The organism is Pseudomonas sp. R76 (assembly GCF_009834565.1).
Lineage (GTDB): Bacteria > Pseudomonadota > Gammaproteobacteria > Pseudomonadales > Pseudomonadaceae > Aquipseudomonas.
Map to the genome: position 1 here is coordinate 992,332 of NZ_CP019428.1, position 19,206 is coordinate 1,011,537.

Sequence of the window (19,206 nt, forward strand, 5' to 3'; positions counted from 1 at the left end):
ATTCGACGGATCGAACATGCCTTCTCTTGTGCCAAGGACTCGGCTACTGCTGGGCGTCTGCCTGCTGACTTGCTTCGCGCTGAACAGCGCGGCGGCTGCTCCGACGCCTGGCGATCAGGATTTGATCCGCGACCGGCAAAACCGTCTGTTGGAAGAACAACAGCGACGCCTTGAAGAACTCAAAGACCTGCCCGGCGAAGCGGCAAAACCCGTCGTCCCCACCACCCCGGTGGATGCTCGTTGCTTCCCCATCCAAGACATTGAGTTCAAGGGCGCCGATAGCCTGCCCGCCTCTGACCGCGAGCGCTTGCTCAAGCCTTATATCGGCCAGTGCCTGGGCGTGTCTCAGCTTAATGAACTGCTCAAGGCCATTACCGACTACTACATCGACAAAGGCCTGGTGACCAGCCGCGCTTACTTGCCGCAACAGGACCTGTCCAAAGGTCATCTGCAAGTGTTAGTGGTGGAGGGCAAACTTGAAAATTTGAAAGGCGCCGACAACAGCAAACTGTCAGAGCGCGAACTGGCGATGGCCTTCCCGGGTAAAAATGGCGACTTGCTGAACTTGCGCGAAATCGAGCAGGCCATCGATCAGCTCAATCGTTTGCCATCAAACCAGGCGCAAATGGAACTGGCGCCAGGCGATGCCGTTGGTGGTAGTTCGGTACTGGTGAAAAACAACCCGCAAAAGCCTTGGCGCGCGAGCCTGTCGCGCAATAACGACGGGCAAAAAAGCACCGGCGAACAGCAGTGGGGCACAGGCCTTGAGTGGGACAACCCGCTCGGCCTCGCTGATCAATTGATTCTGCGCGGTGGCCACGACGCCATCAGCGACCACCAGAAGACCTCGAAAAACGCGATGTTCTACTACAACCTGCCATGGGGTTGGTGGAACTTCAGCTACAGCTACAACCAGAGTGATTACCGCTCGGTCGCGCAGGGCGACGGCTTTGATTTCAAACAAAGCGGTGACAGCCAAAACCATCAGTTGCGTGCCGAGCGTGTGATTCACCGCGATGCGCTGAGCAAGACCTCGATCAACGTCGGGCTGTCGCATCTGCGCACGAACAACTACATCGAAGACAGCCGCCTGGCTGTCAGCAGCAATCGACTCAGCGAATTGCAACTTGGGATTAACCACGGTCGCCGGATAGGCAGCGCCTACGTCAACATCGATCTTGGCGTGCAGAACGGCATCGGCGCCTTCGATTCCCAGCGCAACGATCAGCACCGTGATCGCTTCGGCAACCTCACCGCCACCCCGGACTACCGCAAATACACCGCCACCATCAGTTACCTGCAACCGTTCACGTTGTGGGGCGAGTCGTTCAGCTTTACCAGCCTGGCCACCGGGCAGCGCAGTGAAGACGTGCTGTTCAGCCCGCAACGCATGAGCCTCGGCGGTTCGTCCTCGATACGCGGTTTCAAGGACCAGCAACTGACTGGCGACAGCGGCGGCTACTGGCGCAACGACCTGCGCTGGTCGCGCCCGGTGGCCTGGGGTTGGATGCGCCCGGTGTTCGCGGAATACGGCGCCAGCGTCGGTTACGACCAAGGCGTGATTCGCAATGATCGCTACAACGGCGAAGTGCACGGGCGGGTCTCGAGTAATTCGTTGGAGCTGTTTGCCCGTGGCCAATACGTCAGCACCAGCGTGACCTTTGCCCACTCGCTGGAACGCCCGGGCGCGCTGCTTGAACGCGAAGCGCCGATCTACTTCCGCATGGACTTTTTCCTGTAATTCAACGCCTAGTTGCATCGAGAATTTAATATGGACGTTCGCCGCCTCGCCTTCATGGCTCGCCAACCCTCTGCCCGTGTGCAACCACGTGAACATTTTTGGGGTTTGCCCAAGCGTGGACTGGCGCTGATTTTGGCGAACGCTCTGTTCTGGCAGCCCCTGTTGGCCAATGCCGACGGCATCGTGGTCAGCGCGCCGGGCACTAGCCTGGGCGCGGCGGGCAATGGAGTGCCGATCGTAAACATCGCTGCTCCCAATGGCAGTGGTTTGTCCCACAACCAGTTCAAGGACTACAACGTCGGCGCCAACGGCGTGATCCTCAATAACGCCACCGACCGCACCCAGTCGACCCAACTGGGCGGCATCATCCTCGGCAACTCGAACCTGCAAGGCCGCGCGGCCAACATCATCCTCAACGAGGTCAACGGCGGCAGCCCCAGCCAACTGCGCGGCTACACCGAAGTGGCGGGCCAGTCGGCCAAGGTCATCGTCGCCAACCCCTACGGCATCAGCTGTAATGGTTGCGGCTTCATCAACACTCCCAACGTCACCTTGACAACCGGTAAACCCGTCCTCGATAACGGTCGCCTGGACCGTTATCAGGTCGACGGCGGCGCCGTGACCATCGACGGCCAGGGCCTGAATGCCAGCAACGTCGACCGCTTCGAAATCATCACCCGCTCGGCGAAGATCAACGCGCAGATCAATGCGCGCAACTTGACCGTGATTGCCGGTCGCAACGACGTCAACGCCCAGACCCTGAATGCCACCGCGCGTGCCGATGACGGCAGCGCCAAGCCGGAGTTGGCGATTGATTCGTCGGCGTTGGGCGGGATGTACGCTGGCGCGATCAAACTGGTAGGCACTGAGGCCGGGGTCGGGGTGAAGCTCGACGGGACGTTGGCGGCCAGCGGTGGGGATATTCAGCTCGATGCCAATGGGCACTTGAGCATGGCGCAGGCGGCGGCCAGCGGCGCGGTCAACGTCAAGGCCGCAAGCCTCGAGGCTCAGGGGGCGGTCTACGCCGGCACTGCGCTGGGGCTGCAGACCCAAGGCGACTTGAACAGCCGAAAAACCCTGGCCGCTCGCGACAGCATCACGCTGTCAAGTGGTGGTCAACTGACCAACAACGGCATTATCGAAGCCGGCGTCAACGCGGATAACACGCGCAACACCACGGGCGATGTCAGCCTTACCGCACAGACCCTCAACAATACCGGCAACAGTGTGATCGCCAGCCGTGCGCTGACGGTCAACACCCAGGCCTTGAACAACCAGGGTGGCACCCTCAGCGCGAAACAGAGCGCGAAGATCACCGCTGTCACCCTCGACAACCAGAACAAAGGCCGCGTGCTCAGCAACGCCAGCCTGGATGTGAAAGCCGATCGCGTGCTGAACGCCCAAGGTGGGCTCATCACCAGCAGTGGCCCGCTGACCGCCACCCTTGGCGAGTTGAATAACCGCGGCGGCGAAGTGTCCAGCCTCGACGTGGCAGCCCTGAATGTCGCCACCCTGGACAACGTCGCCGGGCTGGTCACGGCGGGCAACACCCTGAGCCTCACCGCCAGCGGCGCCGTCAACAACCAGGGCGGCACCCTCAGTAGCCAGGGCACGCTCGCGCTCAAGGCGGGCGCCGTGGATAACAGCGCGGTCGGCCGCATCGCCAGCAACCAGGCATTGACGGCCAACGTCGCCAGTCTCAACAACAACGGTGGCCGGCTCACCAGCGTCAACGGTCTGAACCTGGACCTTAATCACGGCCAACTGGACAACCAAGGCGGCCTGATCCGTGGTCCGGGCCTGGTGTTCAACAACCTCGCCAATGTGGCGAACCAGGGCGGCGAAATTTCCAGTACCCAGAGCTTCACCCTGACGGCGCAAAACCTCGATAACAGTGGCGGCAACCTGATCAGTGATCAAGGTTTGACCCTGCGACTCGCCCAGGCCTTGAGCAACATCAAAGGGCTGGTGTCTGCCGGCAGTCTCGACGCCCATGTCGCGAGCCTGGACAACAGCAATGGCATGTTCAGCAGCAAGGGCGCGTTGGATTTGACCGTCGATGGCGCGCTGACAAACCAGAGCGGCGTAGTGGTCGCCGATGGCAACGCCAACCTGATCGCCACGAGCCTGGATAACAGCAGCGGCCAGATTTCCGGCAAGCAAAACGTCAACGCTCGTATCGCTGATGTGGCCAACCACAATGGCCTGGTGATCGCTCAAGGTGTCATGAGCCTGGGTGGCAATGCTCTGGACAACCGCCAGAACGGCCTGGTGTCTGGTACTCAAGGTGTGCAGCTCACCGTTGCCCGTGTCGACAACCGTGGCGGCGAGGTGTCGAGCAAGGCCGCTGTCACCCTCAACGGCGCGCACCTGGACAATAGCGACAGCGGCCGAGTGATTGCGGGCAGTGCGCTGAACCTGACCGTCGATGACATTCTCAACCGCAACCTGGGCGTGTTGCGCGGGCAAGCCGGCGTGAGCCTGAGCGCCGCACAACTGGACAACACCGGTGGCACCGTCGCCAGTCAAAAAGACAGCGTATTGACCCTCAGGGGTGACTTGCAAAATGCTCAAGGCCTGATCAGCAGCGAAGGCTTGCTGACGGTCACTGCAACAGCCTTGGCCAACCGTCTGGGCAGCCTGTCCAGCGCCGGCCAACTGAGTGTCACCACCACGGGCTCCGTGGATAACCAGGGCGGCCGTTTGGTCACGGACAGTGGCCTGGACCTGCGCAGCGCCAGTCTCGACAACAGTCAGAAAGGCACCTTGAGCGCGCGCCAGGCGGCACACATCAATACCGGCACTCTGGACAATCATCACGGTGGCGGTATCAGTTCCGCTGAAACGCTGGGCATCACCGCCGGCCAGCTCAACAACGGCGACGGTGGGCAAATTAGCAGCGCCAAGGCTCTTACCGCCAGCGTCAGCGGACTGGACCAGCAAGGCGGTCAGTTGACCAGCGGCGAGTCCCTGAGCCTGGACCTGAACCGTGGCCAGTTGAATAACCAGGGCGGCTTGATCAACGGCCCATTGTTGTTGCTCAAGAATCTCAAGGACGTGAACAACCAGGGCGGTGAAATCTCCAGCCGCCAGGCCTTCACCCTCACTGCCGATAATGTCGATAACGGTAACGGCAAACTGCTGAGCAACGATGTGCTGACCGTGCGCATCAGCCAGGCGCTGTCCAACGTCAAAGGCCTGATCGCTGCGGCGTCGGTGGACGCCCATGCGGCGACGCTCGATAACAGTGGCGGGACGCTCACCAGTCGTGGGGATGCACTGCTCAATGTTGATGGGCAACTGACCAACCAGAACCAGGGCCTGATCAACGCAACCGACACCCTGACCATCAACAGCGCTGCGTTGGACAATCAGAAAGGCTCGTTGCTGGGCAGCGCCATTGCGCTGGATTTCGGTAGCGCCACAGGCGACCTGAACAACGCTGGTGGTCTGATCACCACAGCAGGTGTCCTGAGCCTGGACCACCTGCGTGATGTGAATAACCAGGGAGGCGAGATCTCCAGTGCGCAGAGCCTGAACCTCAGCGGCCGCACCCTGGACAACAGCGCCGGCAAGCTGATCAGCAACAACCTGCTGGTGCTCAAGGCCAGCAACCTGATCAACCAGGGCGGTTTGATGTCTGGCTGGCAGGGCTTGACCGTCAGCGGTGAGAGCCTGGACAACCGCAACAACGGCACGCTCTCCAGCCGTTACGGCGACCTCAACGCGACGCTCACCAACCGCCTGCTCAACAGTGGCGCCGGTGCACTGGTCAGCCAGAAAGCACTGACGGTCACCACCGCCGAGTTGGACAACAGCGACAAGGGCATTCTCTCCAGTGCGAGTGACCAGACCCTCACCGTCAGTGGCCTGCTAAACAACGCCCAGGGCGGCGTGATCGACAGCGGCGCAGCCCTGAACCTGACGGCACAGAATCTCGACAATAGCGGCGGCAGCATCACTGGCGGTACGGCGGCCACCCTCGGCCTGCTCGCGACCCTGACCAATACCAACGGCAAACTGTCCAGCGGTGGCCCGTTGCTGATTTCCCGTGCCACGCAGATCAACAACCAGGGCGGCCAAATCGCCAGTCAAGGTTTGTTGACCCTGTTGACGGGCGGCCTCGATAACCGCAATCGCGGCACCGTCGCGGCCAATGAGCGCCTGACCCTCACTGCCAGCGGTGTCGTGCAAAACGGTAGCGATGGTTTGATCTATAGCCAAAACGCTGATCTGAAGCTCACCGCCAACCGCTTGGACAACGCCAAGGGCGCGGTACAAAGCAAGGCGGGCCTGACACTGGACGTCGCAGGCGATATCGATAACCAAAGCGGCAAGCTGATTGCTCAAACGGGCGACCTCAGCGCGCAAGCCGCCAGCCTCGATAACCGTGGCGGCGTACTTTCCAGCCTCGCAGGCGCGCTGCAAAGCCGTGTTGTCGGTGTGCTGCGCAATGGTTATGACCTGAACAACAACCGCCAGGGCGGCATTGTCCAGGGGCAATCCCTGAACCTGCTGGCTGGGACTCTGGATAACTATGGCGGGCGGCTCTCTGCGCAAAGTGGCAATGCCTTGGTCAGCACCGGTAACTTCGACAACCGCGACGGTGGGCTCTATGCCAAGGGCCTGGTGAGCGTCACCGGCCATGATTTCGACAACAGCGGCGACAACGATGGCCAGATTGCCGGCCAGCAGATCGACCTCAACCTGAGCGGTGCACTGAATAACCGCAAGGGCATTATCGAAAGTGAATCGACCCTCAAGGTCAGCGCCGCCAGCCTGGACAACCAGACCGGTCGGCTGCGGGCGCTGGGCGCCAACGGCAGCACCGAGTTCACCATCGGCGGCCTGTTTGATAACCACAATGGCCTGTTGGAAACCGCCAACAACACCCTGACCCTCGCTGCGGGCAGCCTGCAGAACGCAGGCGGCACGGTGTTGCACGTGGGCACCGGTCGCTTCGACATCGCTCCGGGCAACCTCAATAGTGTCGGCGGCAGCCTGGTGACGCGGGGCGACCTGACCGTCAATCAGGACACCTGGACCAACAGCAGCGTGATCCAGGCCGGGCGCCTGACCGTCAACGTCAATCAACTCGACCAGACCAGCGGCGGTCAACTGTTGGCTGCCCAACGCTTTATCGGCAGCGGTGGCAACTGGTCCACCAATGGCCTGATTGCCAGTGATGGCAGCCTCGACTTGACCCTGAGCGGCGCCCTGAACGGCACCGGGCGCATCAGCAGCCTGGGCAACCTGACCCTCAGCGCCGCGCAACTGAACCTGAGCAACACCGCCAGCATCGCAGGCGGCGGCATTACCACCGCCAACATCACTGGCACCCTGAACAACTACGGACGCCTGACGTCCACCACCGACCTGAACCTGACCGCTGGTGCTATCAACAACTACGCGACCCTGGGCAGCGGCCAGAACCTCACCACCACCACCGGTGCGTTGCTCAACGACCACGGGCTGATCTTCAGCGGTGGCGACATGAGCCTGCGGGTGGATGCGCTGAACAACAGCTACGCCGATATCTACAGCATGGGCGACCTGAGCGTCGACCGTGACGGCAAGGGCGGCTTGGCCAGTAGCATCATCAACAGTTCCTCCAGCATCCAGAGCGACGGCAACCTGAGCCTGACCGCCTCGATGATCAGCAATCGGCGTTCAGTGCTGACCACCAATGACGGCGGCATCTACACCGCTTCGATTACGGAATTCCCCTGCCAGGAAGGTCCCAACTATGCCGGCGATTGCAGCGGCGGCAAGGAAAACCACCTGTGGCAAATCGTTCAGCGAGACAAGTTCGAAGTCACCGACGCCAGTGCCGCATCGAGTATCAGCGCTGGAAAGAACCTGACCATTACCGGTGGTGACCTGCTCAACGCGAGCAGCAGCATCGGCACCGCTGGCAACCTGAATATCTCGGTCAACAACCTGGCCAACAACGGGATTGAAACCGGCGAGACCGAAACCTGGCGCCTGTTTATCTCCGAGCGTACCCGTGATGCCAGCGGCTGGTATTCAGCTGCGGCTGCCTTTAACAATCGCTATTCCAGCACCGGCGCAGCCTATGACCCCAAGGACTTGACCGGTCTTGAAGCGGCCATGGCCTCGTTCATCGGCATGACCGAACAAGAGCGCACCGCGCTGCGTCGAGTCACGAAAATCGACTCCGGCGATCAACGTTACGCGGCCGTGATCCAGGCCGCCGGTGTGGCTACCGTCAAGGCCCAGGGCAACATCGATAACAGCGTTGTGCGGCCAGGCTTCAACTACGTGGGCGCAGGCGCCAAGACTACCACCGACGCTTCGGGTGCCAGCGCGGCCAACGGTTTCTCGACCCGCATCACCATCAACCAGCAACTTCCGCCAGACCTCGCCCAACAGCAGATCAACCCGCTGAGCCTGCCCGGCTTCAGCTTGCCCACCGGCCAGGGCGGCTTGTTCCGCCTGAGCGGCGAGGGCACTGCCACCCCTACCGATACCGGCCCACAAAGCTGGACGTTGGGTGGCAACAACCTGGCGGCGGCGGATCGCCCGCAAGCGACGCCAGGCACCCCGTCACGCACGGTGGCCGGTCAAGGCTCGGCCAACCCACTCGACCCGGGCCAAGCGACTGTCACGGGCAGTGGCACGTCAGTCAACGGCTTGACCGTCAACCGCGTGCAAGGCCTGCCCGACAGCCAGTTCGCATCCAACCCGCAAAAATACCTGATCGAAACCAACCCGCTGCTCACCAACCTGCAGCAGTTCATGGGCTCCGATTACCTGTTGTCGAAACTGGGCTATGACCCGGACCAGTCCCAAAAGCGCCTGGGGGATGGGCTCTACGAACAACGCCTGATTCAACAGGCCGTGATCGCCCGCACCGGCCAACGCTTCATCGACGGCCAGACCAGCGACGCCTCGATGTTCAAGTACCTGATGGACAACGCCATCGCCAGCAAGCAACAACTGAACCTGGCGGTGGGCGTGAGCCTTACCGCCGAACAAGTCGCGGCCCTGACCCATGACATCGTCTGGATGGAAAACGCCACCGTCGCCGGCCAACAAGTGCTGGTGCCGGTGCTCTACCTGGCCCAGGCCAACAACCGCCTGGCGCCCAACGGTGCGCTGATTGCCGGCAGTGACCTGAACCTGATGGCCGGGGCCAACCTCGACAACGTCGGCACCCTGCGCGCTACCCAAAACCTGGCCGCCAGCGCCGGGCGCGACATGGTCAACAGCGGCCTGATCGAAGCCGGCAACCGCCTCGACCTGCTGGCCACCAACAACCTGACCAACCGCGCCGGCGGCATCATCGCCGGCCGCGACGTCAGCGTCTCGGCGGTCAATGGCGATGTGCTCAACGAACGCAGTGTCACCAGCCACCAGAGCAGCAGCGGCTACCGCACCGAACGCACCGATGTCGTCGACAACGCCGCGCGTATCGAAGCCGCCAACAACCTGAGCCTGGGCGCCGGGCGCGACGTCAACAGTGTGGGCGGGGTGCTGAAAAGCGGCGCCGACACGGTCATCCAGGCCGGACGTGACGTTAATCTTGTCTCCGCTGAACAACGCAACGCCAACGCGGTGACTGACATGTCTCGCGGCAGCAGCGCCACCCAATACGGCACCGTGATTGAGGCTGGCCGCGACTTCCAGGTCGTCGCCGCACGGGACATCAGCGCCATCGGCAGCCAGATCGATGCCAAGCGTGACTTGGCCATGGCGGCCACGGGCAATTTGACCTTGGCCTCGGCGGAGAATGAACAGCATTCGGCGTTCAACTCGAAGAAGGTTAAGAGTCAGGAGGATCATGTTCAGCAAGTCGGCACGTCGTTGGTCGCCGGTGGCAACGCTTCTCTAAGCGCGGGCAGCGACCTGGCGCTCATCGCCAGTCGAGTGAGTGCCGGTAAGGAAGCTTATCTGTACGCAGGCGGTGACCTGGACCTGAATGCCGCGCAGAACAGCGATTACAGCTATTACCGCAAAACCAAGACCAGCAGTTCAGGGTTGTCCAGCACCCAGAAGACGCGCATCGATAGCAGCAGTTCAACGACGCAGCAAGGCTCCTCTGTCAGTGCCGACACCGTGGTCGTACGTGCAGGGCAGGACATTGGCACTTCTGCCAGCGACATCGTCTCCACTAACGGCACCAGCTTGATAGCTGGGCGCAATGTGGTGATCGACGGGGCCACTGAAACCTTCGAACAAAGTCATTCCTCATCGACGAAAAAATCGGGTTTGTTGAGCAGCGGCGGGATTGGCTTCACCTTGGGCTCCACCAGCAACCAGAACACCTCGACCAGCTCCACTGAAACCACCCGAGCCAGTAACGTCGGCAGTGTGCTTGGCAGCGTGAATATCGAGGCGGGTAAGGACCTGACGATCAGAGGTTCTGACGTCGTTGCGGGCAAGGACATTCGTCTCGTCGGGCAGAACGTCAACATCCTTGCGGACGAAAACAACAACCGGAGCGAGCAGACCTCCAAGAGCAAGAGCAGTGGCCTGACCTTGGCATTGTCCGGGACCGTGGGCAGTGCGGTCGACTCCGCTTACCAGACGGCCAAGCAAGCCAAGAACGAAGACGATAGTCGCCTCTCCGCGTTGCAAGGTATCAAAGCTGGCCTGACAGGTGTTCAGGCTTGGCAGGCGGCTCAACAAAATGGAGGAATGACCGGCGATAACGCAGGGCAGTTCGTTGGTATCGCCATCTCGCTCGGCTCGCAAAAATCCAGCTCCAAGCAGACCCAGGAACAGACAGTCAGCCAGGGTAGCAGCCTGACCAGCGGCAATAATCTCACCATCGTCGCGGCCGGTAATGGTACCCCCGGTGCGGACGGTGATATCCGTATTCAAGGCAGCAAGCTTCAGGCAGGCAACGAAATGTTGTTGGCTGCTGAACGCGATATCCGCTTGGAGGCTGCGGCTAACACGCAAAAGCTCGACGGCAAGAACAACAGCAGCGGAGGCGCCATAGGTGCAAGCATAGGTTTTAGCTCCAGCGGTGGTGGCTTGAGTATTTTCGCCAACGCAAACAAGGGTACGGGCAGTGAGAAAGGCAACGGCACTACGTGGACCGAGACGACGCTGGATGCGGGTAAGCAAGTCAGCATGATCAGCGGGCGAGACACCACCCTCAAGGGTGCGCAGGTCAATGCGGACAAGATCACTGCCAACGTAGGCCGCGACCTTACGCTGCAAAGCTTGCAGGACTCCGACGATTACAAGTCCAAGCAAACCAATGTCAGTGGGGGCGCCAGTGTCGCCATCATCGGCACGGGCGGAAGCGCGAGCCTTAGCGTCAGCAAAAGCAAGATCGACTCCAAATACGAGAGTGTGCAGGAACAAACCGGCCTGTTTAGCGGCAAGGGCGGTTATCAAGTCGATGTGAAAAATCACACACAGCTCGATGGCAGTGTCATTGCCAGTACCGCAGACGCCGACAAAAATCGGCTGAGCACAGGGACTCTTGGTTGGAGTGAGATCAAGAACAAAGCCGATTACACCAGCAAGCTGCAGAGTGCCAGCGTCAGTAGTAGCAGCGATGGCGCTGGCAAATTTGTCAGCAACATGCCCAGTGGCACGTTGATCGCCTTCAACCATGGCGACAGTGCCAGCGGCACTACTTCATCGGCTATTTCCAAAGGCACCCTGGATATTCGTGACCCTGCAAAACAGCAGCAGGACGTTGCGACCCTGAGCCACGACGTTGAACACGCCAACGACAGTATCAGCCCGATCTTCGACAAGGAGAAAGAGCAGAGACGGTTGCAGCAGGTGCAGTTGATTGGGGATATCGGAACGCAAGCTGCGGATGTTGTTCGCACTCAAGGTGCCATTAACGCTGCCAATGCTCAAAAAGACCCTAAAGCGATAGCGGCTGCGCGAGACAAGCTGATCAGTGAGGGTAATACCCGGCCAACCGATGAACAGATCGCCGCGCAGGTGACCCGTACGGTGATGCAGCCGTACGGTACGGGGGGCGATTATCAACGTGCGGCTCAAGCGGTGACGGCTGCCTTACGAGGATTGGTGGGAGGGGATATCGGTTCAGCAATCACCGGTGCATCGGCGCCGTACCTGGCGAACATTATCAAGCAGACAGCCGGGAGCAACGACACGGCGCGCATCATGGCGCAGGCTGTGTTGGGAGCTGTGGTTGCTCAGGTTCAGGGTAACTCCGCTGGTGCAGGTGCGGCAGGAGCAGCCACAGGCGAGCTAATTGCGGCACGACTATATCCAAATACTGCACTCAAGGATTTGAGCGAGGAGCAGAGGCAGACGGTGTCGGCGCTTTCGACATTGGCGTCGGGGTTGGTGGGCGGGCTTGCTGGTGGTGATCTGAGCGGTGCCGTGACGGGCGCGCAGGCGGGTACTAATGCTGTTCAGAACAACTGGTTAAGCCTGGAGCAATCGTTAACCTTTGATAAAGAAATGTCTGACTGCCGCAAATCAGGTAATCCTGATTGCCAAGGAGTGATTGATAAATGGAAGCAGGTCAGTGATAAGCAGAGCGCCGAAACAGACCAGAGATTGAAGGACGATCCGCTCAGAGCTCTGGGTGAGGATAAAGAACTTGTACAGGGTGGGATTGAGGTCACTCAACGTCCGGATTGGCTAAGTCATATCGGCCTGGATGTGATGAGCAATGATGAAGCCAAGGCATATATTCAAGAATGGAATGGGCAAGATTTAGCAAAAATAGACGTAAATAGCCCGAAATGGGCGAGTTTCGCATTGTTTATATCTGATCCTGAAAACCAAGCTGCAGTCGCTTCTGTAGCTGTGCTAGGTAAAAGTTTAATTGGCCTTGCTAAGACGACTGTTTCTAATATTTCCAGGTCAGGGGCATCAACCGGTATAAAAAGTATGCAGGTAGGTCTTCGGAATCCGAAGCAAGTGGATCAAATTAAAAATGATATGCTATCTAATAACTATAGGTTTACAGCCCCGGAAGGACGCATTGCTGGCTATGTAGACAGCAAGGGCACTTATTATATATCTGAGGGAAATCATCGCATGGTCGCCGCTCAGGAAATATTTAGAAAGACAGGCGATGCTTCTTTTATAGATAAACTATTGAAAAATGGGTCTTGGACTCAAACAAAAAATGCTCCTGCTGGAGCCCAATCCATGCCGGTAAGAAAATGATGACCGCTCATATTAAAAAAAATGAAATATACGTTAGGATGTTGTCTCTAGCTCTACCTTATATAAGAAATATCCAGACCCTGGATGAAAAGATAAAGGGTAAAGATAGGTCGTGTTATTTTGAGGTGGAATTAGTGCATAATCTTACAGTCGGTTTGTTGGATTCTGAGTTTTCTGAGCATGATATATGGTTTTTAAATTATCAGGCCAAATATTATTTTGACAATTGCAGTGATGATATTTCACCTAATTACTCGGAGCATATAAAGTTTATTCAGGCTCTTTTTGAACTGGTTCCTGATTCACTAAAAGCAAAGCTACTATGGCTTGGGCCATGCCATAATCAGCAAAGATAAGGGAAGAAAAACGGGGTCAGATCCCGAGGTCAAGACGTTGTTCAGCAATGCGCTCGATCCAGCTCGCTCCGTTGAGCTACGCGACAAGATGTTTGCGGCGGGCTTGTCGATATGAGCCCGATTGTTTCATTCGTAGTTAATGTGAGTCGGAGCCGATGGAATGCAATCCGGCACGGCTGAGTGCAAGCTCGCTCGCAGCTAATGTTAGCGGGAGGGCTCCGTCAATCGCACCTAATCTGAGTCGAAGTGCGCTCATTGCGAGCACGACGGGTTTCGATTGCAAGCCGTTACACCTAATGTCTGCCCTGTGTGCTCCAGGACAATTGCTCTCAGCGGCAAAAATGGTTTTTTTCTATTGATTTTCTATTCCACATAAACGGCCAAATGTCAGAAAGGGTCATGACCCTAATAGAATCAATGGTTTGCGACAGCGAAGTGTATTCCATCGACGAAATTTTTTGTGACCTCTCCGGCATGCCCGGCGACCTCACCGAATTCGGGCGAACGATTCGGTCCAAAGTCCTAAAACACACCGGCATCCCTGTCGGTGTGGGCATTGCCCACACCAAAACCCTGGCCAAACTGGCCAACCACACAGCGAAGCGCCTGCAGGCGCAGACCGGCGGCGTCGTGGATCTGTGCGACCCTTTCAAGCGCGACTGGGTGTTGCGCAATACGGCCGTTGAAGAGGTGTGGGGCATTGGTCGACGTATGACGGCGCACATGCACGCCTTGGGCATTCACACCGCAATGGACTTGGCCAAGGCCGACCCAGGGCTGCTCGGCCGTAAATTCAGTGTTGTGCTGGAGAAGACGGTGCGTGAACTCGCCGGCACGTCGTGCCTTGCCCTGGAGGACGCGGCGCCGGCCAAGCAGGAGATCTGCTGCAGCCGTGCGTTTGGTACCCGGCTGACGACGATTGAGCCCATCAAGGAAGCGGTGGCCACCTACGCGCAGCGGGCCTCAGAAAAGCTGAGAGCCCAGCATTCGCTGTGCAAGAAGCTCCGCGTGAGCATTCGCACTGGCATGTTTAACCCGGACGAGGCGCGTTACGCTAACGGCGTGTTGGTGGAGCTGCCCTACCCCACCAATGACGTGCGCTTGATCACCCGCGAAGCAACGCAGGCGGTGGAACGCCTTTTCCGTCCTGGGTTCCGATACAGCAAGGCGGAAGTGTTGCTGATGGATCTGCGTCAACCTGGTGAGTTCACCGATGATCTTTTTGCGCACACACAGCCTGTTACGGCCGACAAGGTGATGAGCGTCCTGGACGAAATCAATAACCGCTGGGGCCGAGGCACGCTGCGTACGGCCGCGGTGCCGGCGGCGCCGGCCTGGGGCATGCGTCGTGAGCTGAAAAGCCCAAGCTACACCACCAGGCTCGACCAGTTATGGACGGTAAACGCCAATTGAGGCGTCAGGATCTGGAAGGAGTTTGTGTATGTGCAGTCATTACGAGGCCCCGGCGCCGCAGCGGGTGGCCGAGACATTCGGCGTTGAGCCATTTGAGCAGGGCAAGCTGGATCTGTACCCAGGCTATACCGGGCCTTTCATTCGCCGTGCGGAGCACGTCGACGACGAATCGTCGGTGCTAACGGAGGCGCTGCAAGGCGCGTTTGGGCTGATTCCGACCTGGAGCAAGGACACCAAAATCGTTCGCAGCACCTACAACTGCCGATCGGAGACGGCCAGTCAAAAGCCATCGTTCCGCACGGCTTGGCGAAAGGCTCAGCACTGCATTATCCCTGCAGCGGCCATCTATGAACCCGATTGGCGATCCGGAAAGGCGATCGCCACGCGGATTGCGCGGGCAGACGGTGAGATAATGGGCATTGCGGGTCTCTGGGAGCGGTGGCGTGATCCTGGTACCGGTGAGGATCTGCACAGCTTCACCATGCTGACCATCAATGCGGATGACCACCCCTTCATGCGCAACTACCACAAGTCTCAGGACGAAAAACGCATGGTCGTGATACTCCCTCAGGGGCTATACGGTGATTGGTTGAATTCCGGTGCCGACGACAGCATGGAGTTTATGCGCCAGTACCCGGCCGACCGCATGATTGTTGCCATGTAGCCCAGGACAGAGCCAAGCCAAGCCATGACCTGAGCAAATAAAAACGAGAGCGATTGAATGACCAAAGCAGAATTGAGAAAACAACTGCAGGAGCAGTTTGAGCAGCACCTGCAGGTCAATCCTGATGCTGTGACGGTTTATGCCGCAGAGCCGGAACCTGAAACCAAACCGTGGAAAAAGAAACCGAGCCTGCTTGATCAGGCATTTGCCCAAGACCTGGCCGAAATTGAAAAAGACCTGCAGGGCAAAGACTGATTTCCCCACTGGATCGAGCAGGAAAAGACGATGGCCATCTACGAAGAAATTCAGGCACAGCTACAGGAACTAGTGGACCTGGTGAAGCAGGACGAGCAGTAGACCGCAGCTGTCGCCTATGGGGCTATAGTCGTCGATCAGGGCACCGCTGAGGCCCACCAGCAGCGTGCGGCTCGCATCGTCGAACTTAAGCGCAACTACGGGCTTAAGTGAGCCCTCACAGCCACAACGGAAAAATGTTATGTCATCCATGGTCTTTTTTCTCCGTACTGACAATCCCGGGCAGTTGAAGGGCTTTATCGATGAATCACTAAATTGCAATATCGTTTTGGTGCGGATTGATCCGACTTCGGCACTGGAACTATCAGGCTCAGGATCGGAGGGGGCCGGCGAATGGTACGAATGGTATACGTATGCCAATTGGGCCAGCTTTGAACACTGTCTTTACATTTCGGTTATCGAAGATGGCGCGAGCCTCCATACAGGATTCCTTGAGCTGCATAGCGTGTGCCTAGACCTTGAGTTAGCTGGAAACCCCGGTCGAGGCCTTCGCTTTAACCGGTCGGTGTTTTTGGAGCATCTTGAACGCTACAGAGCGGCGCCTGGCTGGTTCGATGACGAAGGGCACCGCCGATTTCCTTTCCCAGAAGAGGTTGTGGTCAACAACATGGAGCGGCCGGATTACCTGGCTCGCTTCAATATCGAAAAATTCTAGGAAAACGCTTGTGAGCATTCAACAATCACTTCGAGATTATGAATCTGCTCTCTACGGGGCGCTGCGGGAACATTCACACCGGTGCAGCTGAGTCTCGTGATTATCGTGCAGATTGAGCCAGCGTGATTTATTACCACGTCAATACCGCCAGCATTTCGAACGATAAACTTCTAACGATGATTGACCCGATCGCCATCCACATAGGTGTTCCCGTAAAAAAATCCGCCTCGTAGACCACTACTGGCTGGCTGCTCGATTCATCGACTCGGTTAGTCGCTATGAGGGGAGGCTACAGAATTCGGAAAAAATCGTACGGTAAGCCCCAGGCTGTCAAGTTTAGGTCATAGAAGTTGAAAGCGAGCCGTCAGGAAATGCAGAAACAGCCCTATTCTGACACTGCGCCAGTGCCCCACCTGACGCCCGTTTGAGGTGTACTTCAACTGGACACAAGCTATATCCATTGAGGCTTACAACGGTATCGCGCGGCTTAACGTACAAAAATCTCCGATTCTGTGGGATTCCCATCTACGAAATTAAATAGATCGTACATTAACGGGCGATTGTAAGAATTTGCGGCTAATTTTAGCTGCCTATTCTGTTCAAAATTAAGGGGGACGCATGGCTAACTACACGGTTACCGTACTCAACTGCAACAGTATTGACCGCGCAGATGTAGTTATTTCTGAGGGGGCGCTAAACATCAAATTTGGGCCAAACGGCCTTGGAAAAAGCACTATTGCGAAAGCTATCATCAGCCATATTCGTGCTGACGGCTCTCTCCAGGAGTTAATCCCTTTCAAGCACCGCGGCAAGCCTGATATGCCAGCCCCGGAGGTTCGGGGAGTGGACCAACTCAGGAAAGTCCTCGTTTTTGACGACAGTTATGTGCAGCAATTCGTCTTTCAAAAAGATGAGATTGTGAAAAATAGTTTCGAGATTTTCATCAGAACGCCGGAATATCTGGCGGAGATGGCCGATATCGATACGCTGCTCTCGGGTATCCGAAAAGCGTTTTCCGACAATGCTGAAATCGGGCAAGTCGTAACCGACCTGAAAGAATTACGGGAGGCCTTCGGAAAATCCAAGACAGGTGCCATTCCCAAGACAAGCAAGATCCACAAGGCATTCGGAACTGGCAATAAGCTGGAAAACATTCCTGATGTCCTGCAACCATTTTCGACGTTTATTAAAAGTCAGGAACCCGCCAAATGGATCGCATGGCAGGTAAAAGGCAATGAATTTCTACAAATAGCAGATAGCTGCCCCTACTGTTCAATAGCGCTGACTAGCGCAGAACAGAAGGACACAGCTTTGGCCGTCGAAAAAGAGTATGACTCCAACACCGTCGGGCACATTAACCTCCTTCGAGGAATCATCGACAGGCTGGGAAAATATTTCAGCGAGAAGTGCCGGGAGAATCTAGAGAATGTGACAAAGGCAAAGGTTGAATTGCAGGCGGAGGAGCAAAGTTTCCTGACGGGCCTCAAAGCGGACATTGATGCATTGATCAACAAGCTGGAGGGGTTGCGAACTATATCTTTCTTCTCTCTGCGCGATTTCGAAGATGTTGGCGACCAACTGACACCGTTGAAAATTGAGCTCAATTTGATCGACAAGCTTGATTCCGAGGAGACGCGCAAGACCGTCGACCCTATCAACCTTCAGCTCGACGACTTGATTGGGAAAGTTGGTAGCCTCAAAGGGAAAATCAATCGACACAAAGCGAAAATTAAAAAAAGCATCGAGGACAACCAGAACAGCATCAATGGTTTCCTGAAGTCTGCAGGCTACAAGTACGTTGTTGAAATCGTAGCCGAACCAGAATCCTACAAAATGAAGCTAATCCACAAAGACCAGGTGAATTACATAGAGACGGCCTCACGTCATCTGAGCTACGGCGAAAAAAACGCATTTGCGCTTGTGCTATTCATGCACCAGGTCCTCAGTGAAAAACCGGATTTGGTCGTATTGGATGATCCGATCTCATCTTTCGACAAGAACAAGAAATTTGCGATCCTCCAGGAGCTATTCCGGGGTAAGGCCAGTCTGCGCGGCATAACCACGCTGATGCTCACCCACGACATCGAACCCGCGATTGATGTCATAAAAAGCACCAACGCCATATTCAAAGCCGCCGAACCATCTGCTTGCTTCTTATCTTCGCGCGCCGGGGTTGTAACGGAGGTTCCGATCGAGAGGAACGATATCCAGACCTTCGCCAAAATCTGCAAAGTTAATATCGAGGCACTTACCGACACCGTCCTGAAGACAATCTACCTGCGACGACACTTCGAGCTGCTGGACGACGCAGGCTTGGAATACAACCTGCTTGCTAGCCTGTTCAAGGGACGGGATACACCGACAATTCAGTCAGGGTCTTCTATTCGGGACATGACGGCTGCCGAACAGGCAGATGCCGAGTCATTAATCCGCGACAACCATATCGCCGACTTTAATTACATTGCCCTGGTGGCTGAGGTGAAGGACGTGGAGGCCATCAAGGCCAAGTTTTATGCGACCGCTGTGGGTTATGAAAAAATCCAGCTGTTCCGGCTCATCAATGATGAGCACGACGACAGCGTCATCCGCAAATTCATCAACGAGTCCTATCACATCGAGAATGAGTACGTGATGCAGCTCAACCCGCATAAATTCGAGAGCATTCCGGAATATGTCATCGAGGAGTGTGTCGCGCTGCTTACGCCTGCTCCCATCGTTGCGTAAGTCAGTACCAGGTCAACAGCTCGGCACGGATCTGCATTAATCCCTACTGACACTTGGGGGGCTTTTTGACCTGGACGCACGCATGGCCAGCGCCTGGTCAACACAAACAAGCCCTCGGCCGGCAGGATTAGCGATCAACGATCGCTTAACACTTTCTATGACCTAAACTTGACAGCCTGGGGCTTACCGTACGATT

7 protein-coding genes and 1 pseudogene are annotated in these 19,206 nt (G+C 57.2%); all 8 read left to right on the forward strand.

The window, feature by feature from the left end; translation table 11 throughout:
* Positions 1-16 precede the first annotated feature (16 nt).
* The 8 genes and pseudogenes from PspR76_RS04350 to PspR76_RS04385 all read left to right on the forward strand — a co-directional run bounded on the left by PspR76_RS04350 (position 17) and on the right by PspR76_RS04385 (position 19,010).
* Positions 17-1,741, forward strand: coding sequence for a ShlB/FhaC/HecB family hemolysin secretion/activation protein (locus PspR76_RS04350; RefSeq protein ID WP_159954119.1), 1,725 nt, complete (start codon positions 17-19; stop codon positions 1,739-1,741).
* A gap of 30 nt (positions 1,742-1,771) precedes the next feature.
* On the forward strand, positions 1,772-12,883 hold the full coding sequence (locus tag PspR76_RS04355) for a hemagglutinin repeat-containing protein (RefSeq protein WP_159954120.1): 11,112 nt from the start codon (positions 1,772-1,774) through the stop codon (positions 12,881-12,883).
* Positions 12,883-13,239, forward strand: a complete 357-nt coding sequence (locus PspR76_RS04360; RefSeq protein WP_202982179.1) for a hypothetical protein — start codon at positions 12,883-12,885, stop codon at positions 13,237-13,239. Before PspR76_RS04355 ends, PspR76_RS04360 begins: the two co-directional genes overlap by 1 nt.
* 378 nt (positions 13,240-13,617) lie before the next feature.
* Positions 13,618-14,652, forward strand: a pseudogene (locus tag PspR76_RS04365) (DinB/UmuC family translesion DNA polymerase); the annotation flags it as partial.
* Between the two features lie 28 nt (positions 14,653-14,680).
* The gene (locus tag PspR76_RS04370; protein WP_159954123.1) at positions 14,681-15,316 is read left to right on the forward strand and encodes an SOS response-associated peptidase; all 636 of its coding nucleotides are present in this window, start codon (positions 14,681-14,683) and stop codon (positions 15,314-15,316) included.
* A gap of 57 nt (positions 15,317-15,373) precedes the next feature.
* Positions 15,374-15,571, forward strand: a complete 198-nt coding sequence (locus tag PspR76_RS04375) for a hypothetical protein (RefSeq protein ID WP_159954124.1) — start codon at positions 15,374-15,376, stop codon at positions 15,569-15,571.
* A 241-nt stretch (positions 15,572-15,812) separates the two neighbouring features.
* Positions 15,813-16,286, forward strand: coding sequence for a hypothetical protein (locus PspR76_RS04380; RefSeq protein WP_159954125.1), 474 nt, complete (start codon positions 15,813-15,815; stop codon positions 16,284-16,286).
* 618 nt (positions 16,287-16,904) lie between these two features.
* Complete coding sequence (locus PspR76_RS04385; RefSeq protein WP_159954126.1) at positions 16,905-19,010, forward strand: AAA family ATPase; 2,106 nt, start codon at positions 16,905-16,907, stop codon at positions 19,008-19,010.
* The last annotated feature ends 196 nt before the right edge of the window (positions 19,011-19,206 follow it).

Bases quoted from the DNA above. Each gene is read 5' to 3' on its own strand.
- PspR76_RS04350 (WP_159954119.1), top strand. From the start codon at position 17: ATGCCTTCTCTTGTGCCAAGGACTCGGCTACTGCTGGGCGTCTGCCTG.
- PspR76_RS04355 (WP_159954120.1), top strand. From the start codon at position 1,772: ATGGACGTTCGCCGCCTCGCCTTCATGGCTCGCCAACCCTCTGCCCGT.
- PspR76_RS04360 (WP_202982179.1), top strand. From the start codon at position 12,883: ATGACCGCTCATATTAAAAAAAATGAAATATACGTTAGGATGTTGTCT.
- PspR76_RS04370 (WP_159954123.1), top strand. From the start codon at position 14,681: ATGTGCAGTCATTACGAGGCCCCGGCGCCGCAGCGGGTGGCCGAGACA.
- PspR76_RS04375 (WP_159954124.1), top strand. From the start codon at position 15,374: ATGACCAAAGCAGAATTGAGAAAACAACTGCAGGAGCAGTTTGAGCAG.
- PspR76_RS04380 (WP_159954125.1), top strand. From the start codon at position 15,813: ATGTCATCCATGGTCTTTTTTCTCCGTACTGACAATCCCGGGCAGTTG.
- PspR76_RS04385 (WP_159954126.1), top strand. From the start codon at position 16,905: ATGGCTAACTACACGGTTACCGTACTCAACTGCAACAGTATTGACCGC.